This window comes from Caballeronia sp. INML3B, from assembly GCF_023631305.1.
GTDB lineage: Bacteria > Pseudomonadota > Gammaproteobacteria > Burkholderiales > Burkholderiaceae > Caballeronia > Caballeronia turbans.
Window position 1 is genome coordinate 1 of record NZ_JALQDI010000075.1, and the last position, 13,069, is coordinate 13,069.

The following is a 13,069-nucleotide window of genomic DNA, read 5'->3' on the forward strand; positions in this document are numbered from 1 at the left end:
TCCAGCGAGTGACGGATTTCGCCGCCGGCCTCAAGTACGCCCGAGAACTCGGCGAATGACTTGTGTGTAATCGCATGCGTTTAGCCGCCTTACCGCATGATCATCCTCATGCGGGCTTGTCTTCGCTGATGCGCGTCACATCGACAGTTGAATGAGCTTTCGGTGCGCGAATTTCACAGCTAGAACTTCCGCTCCAGGCCGTCAAGCCTCGTTCGCCCTTCCCGGAAGCCGACGTTTGATTGCGCCGCATCGCGAACGACAGCTACGTGGCGAACTGCAGCCGCACGAAGGATGAACGGCGAAGGTCGCCAAAGGCCGAATCAGGTGATTTGATAACGTCCTTGGCCTCGATAGGTTTCACTTAATTCGCCGAGCAAGTCGACTGAAGGTAATCGCCGCGCAGATTCTCCGCGGCGATCGCAGAATGCCTTATTGGCTCGCATCCTCGCCTTCCGCCCCAACGCTTTGGGCAGGGCTTTCAACAGGTGCAACACTCTCAACCGGTGCTCGTGACTTACGGGCCGGACCCGTGCCGAGAGAGCGAGCACGTTTTGTCGCTGCGCTCTGAGCGACCTTCGTCGCCGCCGTTGACTTTTTCGCAGCTGCTCCTTTCTTGGCGACTGCGCTTTTGTTCGCCGCTGCCCCTTTCTTGGCAGCAACTCGTTTCTTCGCTGCAGGTCCCGTCTTCGTAGTCGCTCCCTTCTTCGCTGCCGTCGCCCTTTTCGACGCCGCTTTCTTCCCGACCGGCTTTGCCGCGACCACTTTTACGGCCTTTTTCGGTGCTGGCTGCTTCGCAATTGCACCCTTTTTCGCGGTCACCAGTGCGCCCGCGTTGCTCGCTGCACTGTCCTTCTCAATCAGGAGCGCACTACGATCCTTTGCGCTCGAAATCCAACCAGGTGCGCGACCGAATCCGCTCCATGTCAATCCCGAGACCGGATCGCGATACAGAGCGGGCTGAGGTCCTTTGCGTGCGGCTGTCCTGCGCTTTTCCGACACCTTCGCGCGAACAGGCGCCTCACCAGCACCCGCCGCGAGGAACGCGGTCCGATCGCTTGCATTCGCAATCCACGCCGGCGCCCTGCCACGGCCACTCCAGCTCGCACCGGTCTGCGGATCAACATACTTCGCTGAACCCGCTTTTCCCACTGCGTTTGCTTTGGTCTTACCTGATGCCTTGCCAACAAATCCGGCGACGTCATCGATCGAAATCTCATGATGCGCCATCAAGTCATGAATCTGCTTGATCACGCCGCTCGCAGCCTTGGCTTTTAAAGCTTGCGCCTGAGCTTCGAGTTTTTTGATCCGCGCTTGAATCGCTTCTAGCGTCGCCATTGCCCTCTCCTATTCCGAAAATACTCGCACTATGCCACGGGCCCGCGGCAATGGGCTAGCAGCGATCGTCTAATCAGCATCTAAAAGAATGGAGAAGGCGCGCTTCAAGACGGCTTTTCTGCTTGCAGATGTTGGCGAAGCGCCAGCTTCGCGTTAGATTAACGATTGGCAAATTCAGTATATCGACTTTATGCGCACCGACGAGTGGCTCTCTGATCCTGAAACAGCCTATGCGCAATGGCAGCGAGCGGAAGCCACCGGCGCCGATCGTCGTGCCTTCGCGGATCAATCAATCGTCCAGCATTGCTCGATGTTTTCGCGATTCAATGACTATCTGTCGACCCGTGGGCAATGCGTAGCCACATTCGGTGCCGATCACATCGATGCATTCTTTAGAGAACTCGCGCGCGACTGTCATCCGGGAACCACGACTCGCTATCGATATCTGAAGCTCATCGATCGACTTGCCCGACATCTCGTTGCGCTTGAATTGCGCAAAGAGAATCCCGCCGCCGACTTGCTTGCGCGAGAGAACTGGCCCGAGGATGAACCGACGCCAATCTATCTATCTGAAGAGGACGACAAGCGCCTGCAGGCGGTGTGTCGGACGACGACTTGTGCATCCGCGAAAGAGTTGCGCAATACGGCGGTCGTCGCGCTCTTTCTCGGGTGCGGCGTCACGGCGGCGGAACTGAGTCTTCTCCGCGTCGCGGACCTTGACATGGAGGACAAGCGGCCTAGCCTGCTCGTTGAGAAACATGGTCCGCGGCTCGCCAGACGCGTACCGATCGACAGTTTCGCCACTGATGTGCTGCGCGCGTACTATGAGGCCCGGAAAGCGATTGTTTGCGCGACGGACTGGCTTTTCGTGGCAACGGCCGCAGGCAAGCCTATGAAACCCGACACCTTGGTCAAGTGCGTTCGCACGGCGCTCGAGGCTGCGGGGCTATCGGCCGCAGATGAAAGCCCTCGCCTCCTACGCAATACCTATGGAAGGCGCCATCTCGCCGCGGGGAAAACCAATGAGCAGGTCAGCAGCCTGCTCGGCCTGTCGAGCCACCGAACCGTGACGCGCCTTCGGTTCACGCTTAACGCTGCAGCTTGTGTCGAAGGCTAAACAACGAACGAAACGAAAACATGACGAAAGATGACAAGAAGGTCCTCGACGATCAGATCCGGCGATGGACAACCGAAACGAACAACCTGGCCGGGAAGATCGCGGTGGCAAAGGGCACGAAGGGCACGAAGGGCACGAATTACGCACTGTTGCTCGTCATGCCGCAAGGGACTATGAAGACGTCCGCGAACCGATTGCAGAGGATGCACTGCGCGTCATGAATCAGGTTGGCCCAAGGGCTTCAACATCGAAATCTTCAACCGATCGAAGTAAATCGAAGCGATATGACGCGTTTCTAATCGACTAGCGCCGGTTCTGGCTCGTCGGGATTCTCATCTCGAGGCGGCGGCTTCAATCCGGCGAGCGCACGGTATCTCAGATGCTGCTCCATGAGCAACAGGCGGATTTTTTCCATGGCGACCAACTGTCCGAGGTTCTCCTCTTCCCATGCCCGCCGGACCGAGTCGAAGTAAGTTTCAATCTCTCCCATGGTCTGGCGCGCCTGCGCAAGTTCGCGCAGCATGCGCTCAACGTCTGCGTTCCCACGGTACTTCTTCCATAGCACCCGCCCCTCGTCGACGCCGACAGGTTCGAAGCGGGGAAGCGTGCGTGTCTTCATGGGCGCCGGAGTAAACGTCTGCACAACATTAAGTGAACGCGCGCTCATGAGATGCAGCGCGAATGGCGTGACGCGGTGCACTGCGTGCGCGCCCTTCCGTCGAGCGGCCCAATCAAGTGAGATTCGGCGGAGAGCTTGGGCAACATCTTAATGTTGATCAAGACAGTTCGTGTCTTGTTCTGAGGATGGCACGCCTTTTTGAAGTCCGGTGGCTAGCTGGCTCGCGAGTGCACTGAGGAAAGGGTGCGCTCGTCTCTGCGGATCGAGTCCGCTGACTGTGGATTTTGCAGGGCTTCCTTGACTTCTCGAGTAGATGAATAGGATCAGAGATCTGCCAAAACAACGGCGCAGGTATTCAACCCTCCAATCCTTTCTTGCGAGCCTACATGCCCTATACCATCGATCCCTTGAGCATCCAGTTCACCGAGACACGACATGGCGTCAACGCGACGGCCCGAATTCTGTTCGATGGGAAGAAGGTCGGCACCATCCACGACCACGCCGAACGGATCGTCACTGACGTGACGTTCAGCACGGGGGAAGACCGTGCCGCATTTGCGAGTGAAGCACGGCGCAATCTCGCCACGGTGTTCGGAAAGGCCACCCATCACGATAGCGCCTTCATCTCGGAATACGCGCGGGCCTTATTGCAACAAGCCGAGGAGGAACTGCTGAAGCAGTCGCAAGACGATCACATATCGGATGACCGAGCATGACAGATCGATACGCCATGGGAGACCGGACGTCGATTTGGGGAAGTGAACCCTATCTGATTCATCGCCTCGTGCTCGATCTCCAGTCTAGGTGCGTTATCGCGGGCCAGGACCGGTACAGGAGGCGGCGCACGCCAATGAGCTTCGCAGATCTCGCTTATGTGCAACAACTGCTCGACGAAACCTTTGATGACATCTGGTCGTCATCTGTCGAGTATCAATTCGAGCTTAGGAGCGACATCCCTGCTTGGGCGCTTGAAGCGTGGACGTGGCCACGCGAACATCGCGAGGAGAGTGGATGCAATACCGACGAATCGCGTGAAGAGCCGCTGCAAATCGATCAGTACGGTTGCCGGTTCAGTGTCACTCCAGTGCTCCTCTCATACAAGGGAGAGCTGGATTAGCCGACTTCCTGCTCAACGGGCCGCGCGTACCGAGGCGATCATCCGATCCAGACGCTGGGTGGCTGCCAAGACTTGGCCGAATCGCGCCTCTCTCATCTGGCGGTCGTACTCATTGATGATCGTGGTCAGCGACTGGACAAATGTCTCGTCGAAGTTCCATTCGCCGGTTGCCTTGCCTGCATCGAGGATCGCGAGCACAGCTTCTTCGACTTGACGAACGAACGACAGGTCGAGCACACCGTGTCCTGCTTCGGTAAGGAAACTTGTCAGCAGGACCGTGTGCGCGAGGATGGTCGTCTCGTGACTTCCGGCGCGGCCTCCTCGCGCCGATTCGAGCGCAATGCGTGGCTGCAGACAGAGCGCGTCGGCCTCCTGCCGCGGCATGGGAAGCAGAAACCGCTTCGATTGCGCACGCGTCGGTGTTTTGGGCGATCTGCGCTTTTTGGAGACAGGCATCTCGTCAGGTCTACCATTCGGATCGTGCGTTCACTGCAGCGCGATGCGGGAATCCGCCCCAGCAGCTTCGGAGATGATCGCAGGTCCGACGCTCATCGTCTGGCGATTGCGCTGTGCGTCGCGTTTCTCTTGCGCGGCCGAAATGAAGGTCAGGAGGTCGCGGTTCAGGTCCGCATCCTTCGCGCCTGGTCGCCACGGCACACATCCATGTTTTTTTCGTGTCTCCCGCGCCAGCGCCAGCGCATCTCGCGCTGCCTTTGCGCACTCGACGCTCACTTCCTCGCAAAGCGCGACAGGGTCGCCATAGTCGGCGAATGACCCGAGATCTTCACGTCCAGCATGTATTCTGGCCGGGAAGTCACGCAAGTCGGATACGACGCGATGGCCGAGTCGTCGCCACTGGATTTTTTCGGGAAACAGGAAAGCCGGCAGCATGGCGCTCTTGATGGCATCGCGGTTGCCCGTTCGGCTCAACTCGTCGCGTGCCCAGTCAGCACGATGCATCATGGCGCGGCAGACGCGGGCGTAACCCTCGAGCGAGATCGCCACTTCGAGGGCCGCATCGCGCCGCTCACGTCGATGAGTGACCCGGTCTTTCAACCCTTGCACCAACAGTACCACGATGGAACTGATGGCACTCGACATGCCGACAATGGCCAGCCACTGCGGCCAGTTGATCTGAGTCAGAAAAGCTGGAATCTGCTGCCATTGCTGCAATTGGGCCTGCCACATCGCGCATCATCCTCGTGAGCTTCGGAGCAGGAATTATAAGGAGTTCTGCGCGCGCTCCCGAGAACCAGCAAGGCGTTCCCGCCCGTCGTGTGTGCTTTATGCGACGCGATCGCTAATTGACGGTCAGTCCGTATTGCGATTTGCCTGTACGCGTGCTCCCGCGCATGGCGGATTTAAGCGGCTAATCAAGAAAGGTAAATCCCTTTGTGGCCAACTTTCTTTCCGCGCTATGCTGGGTTCTCGCGCACGAGATAATGGAGACACACAAAAATGATCTTCTATCACCACGGTGCAGCGATTCAACCGTCGGTCACACGCGTCGGACGAACCTATGTCGCCCGCGCCTCTATCCTGGAACGCGACGGCCACGCCACCTCGTTGGGCGATCTCGGTGCATTCGCAAGCAGGGATGGTGCATACCGATTCGCCATCCGATGCGCATTCGCGTTTGTCGACGGGCAGACGCCGCCGCTTCCGCCATTCGAAATGGATGCGCGCTATTCGCGCGGGCTAAGCACGAACCCTTCGGCATGAATCAGCCGGCCACCGAGCTACGCCGCGAGTCGGTGCTCATAGTAGAAGCGGTCGCGGTCGTCCAGAATGGCGTAGAGCGCGTCAAGATTTGACGGGTTCGGATTCAGCCACGCCTGAACATTCTCCGGTTTGACCGGCACGATACAACGGTCGTGGCCGGCAGCAGCGACTTCCACCGGCGGTTCGTCGGTGATGGCCGCGAACGAAAGCAAGTCCGGCTGATCCTTCGCCGTCCAGCGCGACCACAAACAGGCGACCAGCATGTCACCGCCCGAGTCAGGCTTGAATTCGAGGGCGACATTTTCGTCTTTCTCGCCGGGAGCAAGCGCTCGCCCTTCCATACGTGCGCGGCTCACATTCTCGTAAAAGCGGTTCACGATCATGATGCCGTGGGAATAGCCGAACAGCGGTCGCCAGAAGCCCGAAAGACTGTCGACCCGGCAGTTGTACGTGCCGGGGAAACGCGTATCGTAATTGGCTGGCTTCCCGGCAACGCGGCACTGATACCGCATCGGCTTCACGACGTACTCTCCGTTTTCAACGACGAGCACGGGCGCGTAGTGACCCGGGAAGATGCGCGAATCCCGCGGCTGTCCTTCGGTTCGCTTGAGATCTTCGAGGCGGCGCAGCGCTGCGTCGATCTTGTCGGTCGCAATGCGCTTGCTCCCGGCGGCCGCCTTTGTGGTCTTGCCCTGCAGGGAACGCTGCGCATCGGCGAGGCGAGTTCGCTGCCTGAAGAGCTCCTGCTCCAGACTGGTCGCCTGCTCCGCATTGTAACGATCGATGAATGCCTTGATCTGCCGTTCATCGTCATTCTGCGGATTGAGAAACGCGTCTTCCATCGCCTTCGGGATCTTCGCCTTGCTGCCCTCGGCACGCTCCCAGAAGAGGCGCGCAAACTCCCGGATGTCCATCTGCGCGCCGAACATCTTCACGTAGCGTCGATAGTCCGCCTGAATCTGCGCCGAATAACACATCTGTCATCGTCTCCTGTTTCGTTGCCTGGCCGTGTCACAGCGATTCGCGGCAGAGCCGCATCATCTTCTGGACGACCGTGCTCGCATGATTCAGCCCCATGTCGCCGGTGAAGAGCGCCTGCACATCCGATTGGCGAACCGCAATGCCTGCTTTCTTCAGATCGTGGCGAGCGATCTTGAACGCCAGTTGGCCGATCCGAATGCGCTCGAGCCAATGCATCATGACGAGGTTGCGCTTAAGCCAGATGCGGCAGCTCTCCACGACGTGATCCACTCGCCATTCCTGTGTCAGCGCGTACGAAGCGGCCACGGTTGCCACCAGAAAGCACAGCAGATCCGCTCGCGCGCCTGTTAGTTCGTCAATATCGGGCTTGCTCATTTCGCTCCTACTTGGTCCCAACCTGCCAGCCGTCAAGATGCACGTGCGGACGAACGCGGGACTTTTCAACAACGCGGACTTCACGTCGCTCGCCGCAGCGCATTCCTGTGCCATGCACAAACGGTCGCGCCCGCGACAGAATCGGCGACCCCGCACACTATCGTCCACCTCCAGCGATTGAATTCTTTAACGTCTTAGTCCTGACCGTCCGGAAGAACTCGGCTCGCCCGCGTTGCCACCCGCGATGGCGTCGTCAATTGTCGCGTCGCCGCACGCCCCGCTTAGCTTGGCGACAACGGTCGCGGCCTCGGCCTCGGGTGTTCTCGAAGCATATTCATCGGTCGGCCTCCACGGGAGTCTGTAAGACGAAATTCACTGCTTCAGCTTTTGCGCTACACTACTGTATAAATATACAGTGATTGATCAACCCCTTCCACCATGGCCGCCCTGCCGCAACACATCGAGACAATCCATGCGAGCCTCTGGCGCGGCTCGGAACTCGCGCGCGCCTACGGCAAAACCATCGACACCGGCTACGCAGCCCTGTCGGCGGAGCTGCCGGGCGGTGGCTGGCCCATCGGCGCCTTGGTAGAGCTGCTGGTCCAGCAGCCTGGCATTGGTGAGATGCGGCTGCTCAAGCCTGCGCTTGTGGCCGCGAGCAAACGGCCGGTCGCGCTACTCCAGGCGCCGCACGTGCCGAACAGCCTGGCGTTTTCGTATCTGGGCCTGCCGCTGGACAAGCTGATGATGCTGCGCGCGCCCAAGACGGCCGACGCACTGTGGTGCGCCGAGCGCGTGCTGAACGCCCGAAGTTGCGGCGCGCTGCTCTTCTGGCAACAGCACATCCGATCTGAGGCCTTACGGCGATTGCATCTCGCGGCACAAGCGACGGAAACCTTACTGATTCTGGTTCGACCGCTTGCCGCCGCCCAAGATTCTTCGCCCGCCGCATTACGGCTGGCGGTGCGGCCCGCCGACAGCGGCATCGTCGTCGATGTCGTTAAGCGACGAGGGCCCATCCGAACCGACCAACTGTCCATCCATCTTCAACCGTCTCCGATTCTGCTCAGCCCTCATGGCCGTGTTCGTCGCCATCTTCCTGCCCCGGCTTTCGCTGGAGGTGTTCCGTCCGAGATGGTCGTCTCCGACTGAACACGGCTGTGTGGTGCTCGAGCGTGACAAGGTCATCGTCCTCGACCAGGCAGCCAGAGACGCAGGGGTGATGGTGGGCATGAAGCGCGGCGGCGTCGCGACGCTCATGGCCAACGCGTTGATGTACGACCGCTGCCCAACCCGTGAGCTCGACGTGCAGCGCGAGGTCGCCTTCGCTCTACTGCGCTTCTCTCCTCAAGTGGCCGTGCGAGAAGAGGAAACCATCGTCGTCGACGTGACAGCGAGCCTTCGGCTTTTTGGCGGCATCGCGCAGGTTTGCCGGCAGATCCGAGAGGTGGTCAATGCGATTGGCGTAACCGCTCGCATGAGCGTCGCGCCAACGGGTCAAGGTGCGTGGCTTCTTGCCAAACGAGGTCGCCGGCGCGTGCTCAAGATGAGTTCGCTGGAACGCACGCTCGGCGAGTTGCCCTTCATGGTGAGTCCCGAAGTGCGGCCCTTCGCCGAGTGGTTCAACGGCCTCGGTTGCCGAGTGCTCAACGATATTCGACGCCTGCCGCGTGCAGGTCTCAAAAAGAGGTGTGGCGTGGACTTACTGGACTCTCTTGACCGCGCCTACGGCCTGTCGCCCGAACTTTATGAATGGCTCGAGTTGCCACCCTCCTTCAGCGCGCGCTCCGAACTGCCCGATCGCGTTGAACATGCTGAAGCGGTCTTGTTTTGCGCGCGACGACTGATCGTGCAGCTGTGCGGATGGCTGAGCGCGCAGCAGCTCGCGCTCACGCAGGCGACGATCACGCTCGAACATGAACGGGGCCGCCAGGCGATCGAGCCGACGACGATCGACATCGCGCTCGCGGAACCAACCTGGCATGAGGAGCACCTCGTGCGACTGCTCAAGGAGCGGCTCGGACGCATCGAGCTCGAAGCGGCCGTCATCGCGGTACGCTTGGCTGCTTCGAAAGTGCAGCCAGCCGAGCCGCCGAGCGACTCGCTTTTCCCCGATCCCGGCGGATCCACGCAGGATCACAATCGCCTGCTCGAACTGTTGGTGGCTCGTTTAGGTGCAGAGAATGTGTTGCGTCCCGCGCCGACGTCGGATCATCGCCCCGAACAGGCGAATCTTTGGGTCCCGGTCCAGGACACCGTCAAAGCCTGCCCGCCTCCTGCTGAACTGCCGCGGCCAACGTGGTTACTCGATACGCCTGTGCGGCTGATGATCAACAATCACCGGCCGTTTTATGGTTCACCGCTCAAGCTCGTCTCGACCGGCGAGCGTATCGAAGCCGGCTGGCATGACGGCGAACTGGTAACGCGCGACTACTACGTCGCGGAAGCTGCCGATAAGAGCTGCTACTGGATCTACCGTGAACGACCGAGCGTGAAGACCGAAGAAGTCCGCTGGTTTCTTCATGGACTCTTCGGATAATCGGTGGCGTCGCCGTGGATCTTTTCTCGTCGGCCCTACCCGACTACGCGGAGCTGTTCGCGTTCACAAACTTCTCGTTTCTGCACGGCGCCTCGCACGGCGAAGAACTCGTGCTGCGCGCGTCTCAACTCGGCTACTCAGGCCTCGCCATTACCGACGAATGCTCGCTGGCAGGTGTCGTGCGCGCGCACGTCCAGGCGAAGGAAGAAAATCTCCCGCTGATCATCGGCTCCTACTTCCGGCTTGTTCATGCGGACAAGAGCCCGGCGTTCGGTCTCATCCTGCTCGCACAAAATCGCAACGGCTACGGCAACCTATCCGAGTTGATCACGCTCGGTCGCATGCGCGCAGCGAAAGGAGCGTACCTGCTCACGCCGCACGATCTTTCGAAGCCCGAGAAAGAGTTCGCGCATCTGCGCGGCATGCCCGACTGCCTGGCGATTCTTGTGCCGGAGTTCCCCGCGAAAGAAGATGCGCTCTGCGCGCAGGTGGAATGGCTCAACGAGACGTTTCCTGCTCGCGCATGGGTGGGCTTGATCCTGCATCAACGCGCGATGGATGACATTCATCGAGGTAGCGTCGAATACATCGCCGAGAAGCATCGCGTACCGGTCGTCGCGCTCGGCAACGTCGTAATGCACGTCCGCTCAAGAAAGCCACTGCAGGACACCATGACGGCGATCCGCATCGGAAAGCCCGTGGCCGAGTGCGGATACGATCTTGCGCCCAACGCTGAGCAACACCTTCGCTCGCGTCTGCGGCTCGCCAATCTGTATCCTGCGCACGCGCTGTCACAGACCCTCAACATCCTGGAGCGTTGCACCTTCTCGCTGGATGAGTTGCGTTACGAGTATCCCGATGAACTCGTGCCGGACGGCTTCACGCACGAGGCGTATCTGCGGCAGGAGACGTACATCGGCGCGCATAAACGCTTTCCAGCCGGCATCCCGCTTGAGGTTCAGCAGCAGATCGAGCATGAATTGCAGCTGATTCGCGAGATGCGCTACGAAGCGTACTTTCTGACGGTCTACGACATCGTGCGCTTCGCGCGCAGCCAGCACATCCTGTGTCAGGGTCGTGGATCAGCCGCGAACTCGGCCGTTTGCTACTGCCTCGGTGTGACGGAAGTCGACCCGTCGCGCGGCAATATGCTGTTTGAGCGCTTCATCTCCAAGGAACGCGGTGAGCCGCCCGATATCGATGTGGATTTCGAGCATCAGCGTCGTGAAGAGGTCATCCAGTACATCTATCGCAAGTACGGACGGGATCGCGCCGCCATCGCAGCGGCCATCTCGACCTATCGGCCGCGTGGCGCGCTGCGCGAAACCGGCAAGGCGCTTGGCATCGATCCGCAGATCGTCGACAAGGTCGCGAAGAGTCACCAGTGGTTTGATCACTCGCAGGATCTATTGCGTCGCTTCGAGGAGTCTGGGCTTGACCCCGCCAACCCGCTCATCACGATGTGGGCGAAGCTTGCTGCCGAGATACTCAACTTCCCACGGCACCTATCGCAGCACTCCGGAGGCTTCGTCATCAGTCGAGGCAAGCTCACACGGCTCGTGCCCGTCGAGAACGCCGCGATGGCCGATCGCAGTGCGATCCAGTGGGACAAGGATGATCTCGAGGCGCTGGGGCTACTGAAAATAGACGTGCTCGCGCTGGGCATGCTGTCCGCCATCCGCCGAACACTCGATATCGTCTCCGAGCAGCGCGGCGAACGCTTCGAGATGCAGGACATCCCGTCGGAGGACCCTGAGACGTACGAGATGATCTCGCAGGCCGACACGGTCGGGGTTTTTCAGATCGAGTCGCGCGCGCAGATGAGCATGTTGCCGCGCATGCAGCCGCGGACCTTCTACGATCTTGTCATCGAGGTGGCGATCGTGCGTCCCGGGCCGATCCAGGGCGGTGCCGTGCATCCTTATCTTCGAAGGCGTCAGAAGATCGAGCCCGTTACCTATCCGAGCGCTGCGCTGGAGACGGCTCTTGGACGCACGCTGGGCGTGCCGATCTTTCAAGAACAGGTGATGCAGGTCGCAATCCTGGCCGCGGGCTTCACGCCAGGAGAGGCGGATCAGCTGCGGCGCGCTATGGCGGCCTGGAAACGCAAGGGCGGCCTGGAGAAATACTACGACCGCATCGTCAACGGCATGCAGGAGCGTGGCTACGACAAGGCGTTCGCCGAGGCCATCTTCGAACAGATCAAAGGCTTCGGCGAATATGGTTTCCCCGAAAGTCACGCAGCGAGCTTCGCCCTACTCGTCTATGCCAGCAGCTGGCTCAAATGCCACGAACCCGCTGCTTTCCTCGCCGCGATGCTCAACTCGCAGCCGATGGGCTTCTACTCGCCCTCACAACTCGTGCAGGATGCGAAGCGCCACGGAGTCGAGGTTCTGCCGATCGACGTCACGATCAGCGGCTGGGACTCGGTGCTTGAGCTTCATGTCGATCGTGCGAAGCCAGTCGTCCGCCTCGGCCTGTCGTTACTCAAAGGGATGCGCGATGGAGTAGCAGAGCGCATTGAGAATGCGCGAGCCGTGAAGCCTTTCGCGAGCGTGAGTGACCTGGCGCGCCGCGCGCAACTCGACCGGCACGATCTCCAAGTGTTGGCGGGCGCGAACGCGCTGCAGTCGCTCGCTGGCAATCGCCGTGAAGCGCTTTGGCAATCGGTCGCGGCAGTGCCCGACCGGGACATCCTGGCCGACGGCCGGATCGATGACGAGACGCCCGAGCTTGGTGCGCCGTCCGAGGCCGAAGACATCGTCAGCGACTACAACGCAGCCGGGCTGACCTTGGGCCGGCATCCGCTTTCGATTCTGCGCCCTGTTCTGCTGGAACACCGGCTTATGCCAGCCTCAACGTTGCGCGGGTTGCCCAACGGAAGATTGGCGCGTGGCTGCGGACTTGTCACGGTAAGGCAGCGACCCGGCACTGCGAAGGGCGTCATGTTTGTCACCCTGGAAGACGAGACCGGCAATGTCAATGTGATTGTCTGGCCCTCGCTACTCGAGAAGCAACGAAAGGAGGCATTGGGCGCAGCGCTCCTCGCCGTGTATGGCACATGGCAGTGCGAAGGCGAGGTCCGACATCTCGTTGCGCAGCGGCTGGTGGACATGTCGCACCTGCTCGGCGGGCTCACGACCGTGAGTCGCAACTTCTGCTGAGGGCCGCCCGTCCGAGCCGAGTCGATGAAGCTGGTTGGGCCGGTCCCGCCGCTGTTCGAGTCGTGTCGCTTCGTGCAGCGCTCCGTCTGGCCGCGATTCT

14 protein-coding genes are annotated in these 13,069 nt (G+C 60.4%); 8 read left to right on the forward strand and 6 right to left on the reverse strand.

The window, feature by feature from the left end; translation table 11 throughout:
- Nucleotides 1-429: 429 nt before the first annotated feature.
- Nucleotides 430-1,335, reverse strand: coding sequence for an H-NS family nucleoid-associated regulatory protein (locus NCS58_RS30775; RefSeq protein WP_250478216.1), 906 nt, complete (start codon nucleotides 1,333-1,335; stop codon nucleotides 430-432).
- A 190-nt stretch (nucleotides 1,336-1,525) separates the two neighbouring features.
- Between NCS58_RS30775 and NCS58_RS30780 the strand changes: the two genes are divergently transcribed.
- Together NCS58_RS30780 and NCS58_RS30785 are read left to right on the forward strand one after the other, a co-directional pair.
- Complete coding sequence (locus NCS58_RS30780) at nucleotides 1,526-2,452, forward strand: site-specific integrase (RefSeq protein ID WP_250478217.1); 927 nt, start codon at nucleotides 1,526-1,528, stop codon at nucleotides 2,450-2,452.
- 20 nt (nucleotides 2,453-2,472) lie between these two features.
- Nucleotides 2,473-2,673 (forward strand): hypothetical protein, encoded by a 201-nt coding sequence (locus NCS58_RS30785; protein WP_250538969.1) that lies wholly within the window; start codon nucleotides 2,473-2,475, stop codon nucleotides 2,671-2,673.
- Between the two features lie 74 nt (nucleotides 2,674-2,747).
- Here NCS58_RS30785 and NCS58_RS30790 read toward each other — a convergent pair whose 3' ends face one another.
- Nucleotides 2,748-3,071, reverse strand: coding sequence for a hypothetical protein (locus tag NCS58_RS30790; RefSeq protein ID WP_250538970.1), 324 nt, complete (start codon nucleotides 3,069-3,071; stop codon nucleotides 2,748-2,750).
- Nucleotides 3,072-3,457: 386 nt separating this feature from the next.
- On the opposite strand from NCS58_RS30790, the gene NCS58_RS30795 reads away from it, so the two are divergent.
- On the forward strand, nucleotides 3,458-3,787 hold the full coding sequence (locus NCS58_RS30795; protein WP_250478220.1) for a hypothetical protein: 330 nt from the start codon (nucleotides 3,458-3,460) through the stop codon (nucleotides 3,785-3,787).
- A gap of 134 nt (nucleotides 3,788-3,921) precedes the next feature.
- Nucleotides 3,922-4,188 (forward strand): hypothetical protein, encoded by a 267-nt coding sequence (locus NCS58_RS30800; protein ID WP_250538971.1) that lies wholly within the window; start codon nucleotides 3,922-3,924, stop codon nucleotides 4,186-4,188.
- 12 nt (nucleotides 4,189-4,200) lie between these two features.
- Here the strand turns inward: NCS58_RS30800 and NCS58_RS30805 are convergent, their stop codons facing one another.
- The gene (locus NCS58_RS30805; protein ID WP_250478222.1) at nucleotides 4,201-4,644 is read right to left on the reverse strand and encodes a Fis family transcriptional regulator; all 444 of its coding nucleotides are present in this window, start codon (nucleotides 4,642-4,644) and stop codon (nucleotides 4,201-4,203) included.
- 30 nt (nucleotides 4,645-4,674) lie between these two features.
- Nucleotides 4,675-5,376 carry a hypothetical protein gene (locus tag NCS58_RS30810; protein WP_250478223.1) on the reverse strand — a complete coding sequence of 234 codons (702 nt, stop codon included), beginning with the start codon at nucleotides 5,374-5,376 and terminating at the stop codon, nucleotides 4,675-4,677.
- A gap of 270 nt (nucleotides 5,377-5,646) precedes the next feature.
- On the opposite strand from NCS58_RS30810, the gene NCS58_RS30815 reads away from it, so the two are divergent.
- Nucleotides 5,647-5,910, forward strand: coding sequence for a hypothetical protein (locus NCS58_RS30815; protein ID WP_250478224.1), 264 nt, complete (start codon nucleotides 5,647-5,649; stop codon nucleotides 5,908-5,910).
- A gap of 17 nt (nucleotides 5,911-5,927) precedes the next feature.
- On the opposite strand, the gene NCS58_RS30820 is transcribed toward NCS58_RS30815, so the two are convergent.
- The gene (locus NCS58_RS30820; RefSeq protein ID WP_250538972.1) at nucleotides 5,928-6,887 is read right to left on the reverse strand and encodes an SOS response-associated peptidase family protein; all 960 of its coding nucleotides are present in this window, start codon (nucleotides 6,885-6,887) and stop codon (nucleotides 5,928-5,930) included.
- A 34-nt stretch (nucleotides 6,888-6,921) separates the two neighbouring features.
- Nucleotides 6,922-7,266, reverse strand: a complete 345-nt coding sequence (locus NCS58_RS30825) for a hypothetical protein (protein WP_250538973.1) — start codon at nucleotides 7,264-7,266, stop codon at nucleotides 6,922-6,924.
- 438 nt (nucleotides 7,267-7,704) lie between these two features.
- On the opposite strand from NCS58_RS30825, the gene imuA reads away from it, so the two are divergent.
- From imuA to NCS58_RS30840, 3 genes are read left to right on the forward strand one after another with little or no spacing between them, the layout of a single operon-like run.
- Nucleotides 7,705-8,418 (forward strand): translesion DNA synthesis-associated protein ImuA, encoded by a 714-nt coding sequence (gene imuA / locus NCS58_RS30830; RefSeq protein WP_250538974.1) that lies wholly within the window; start codon nucleotides 7,705-7,707, stop codon nucleotides 8,416-8,418.
- Entirely contained in the window at nucleotides 8,342-9,805 is a 1,464-nt protein-coding gene (locus tag NCS58_RS30835) for a DNA polymerase Y family protein (protein WP_250478228.1), read from the forward strand. The genes imuA and NCS58_RS30835 overlap by 77 nt, the downstream gene beginning before the upstream one ends.
- A 14-nt stretch (nucleotides 9,806-9,819) precedes the next feature.
- Complete coding sequence (locus NCS58_RS30840) at nucleotides 9,820-12,969, forward strand: error-prone DNA polymerase (protein ID WP_250538975.1); 3,150 nt, start codon at nucleotides 9,820-9,822, stop codon at nucleotides 12,967-12,969.
- Nucleotides 12,970-13,069: the final 100 nt, after the last annotated feature.

Excerpts from the sequence above, each read along its gene's own strand:
- NCS58_RS30785 (WP_250538969.1), top strand. The coding sequence starts at position 2,473 with ATGACGAAAGATGACAAGAAGGTCCTCGACGATCAGATCCGGCGATGG.
- NCS58_RS30795 (WP_250478220.1), top strand. The coding sequence starts at position 3,458 with ATGCCCTATACCATCGATCCCTTGAGCATCCAGTTCACCGAGACACGA.
- NCS58_RS30780 (WP_250478217.1), top strand. The coding sequence starts at position 1,526 with ATGCGCACCGACGAGTGGCTCTCTGATCCTGAAACAGCCTATGCGCAA.
- NCS58_RS30810 (WP_250478223.1), bottom strand. The coding sequence starts at position 5,376 with ATGTGGCAGGCCCAATTGCAGCAATGGCAGCAGATTCCAGCTTTTCTG.
- NCS58_RS30825 (WP_250538973.1), bottom strand. The coding sequence starts at position 7,266 with ATGAGCAAGCCCGATATTGACGAACTAACAGGCGCGCGAGCGGATCTG.
- NCS58_RS30800 (WP_250538971.1), top strand. The coding sequence starts at position 3,922 with ATGAGCTTCGCAGATCTCGCTTATGTGCAACAACTGCTCGACGAAACC.
- NCS58_RS30790 (WP_250538970.1), bottom strand. The coding sequence starts at position 3,071 with ATGAAGACACGCACGCTTCCCCGCTTCGAACCTGTCGGCGTCGACGAG.
- NCS58_RS30820 (WP_250538972.1), bottom strand. The coding sequence starts at position 6,887 with ATGTGTTATTCGGCGCAGATTCAGGCGGACTATCGACGCTACGTGAAG.
- imuA (WP_250538974.1), top strand. The coding sequence starts at position 7,705 with ATGGCCGCCCTGCCGCAACACATCGAGACAATCCATGCGAGCCTCTGG.
- NCS58_RS30835 (WP_250478228.1), top strand. The coding sequence starts at position 8,342 with ATGGCCGTGTTCGTCGCCATCTTCCTGCCCCGGCTTTCGCTGGAGGTG.
- NCS58_RS30805 (WP_250478222.1), bottom strand. The coding sequence starts at position 4,644 with ATGCCTGTCTCCAAAAAGCGCAGATCGCCCAAAACACCGACGCGTGCG.
- NCS58_RS30815 (WP_250478224.1), top strand. The coding sequence starts at position 5,647 with ATGATCTTCTATCACCACGGTGCAGCGATTCAACCGTCGGTCACACGC.
- NCS58_RS30775 (WP_250478216.1), bottom strand. The coding sequence starts at position 1,335 with ATGGCGACGCTAGAAGCGATTCAAGCGCGGATCAAAAAACTCGAAGCT.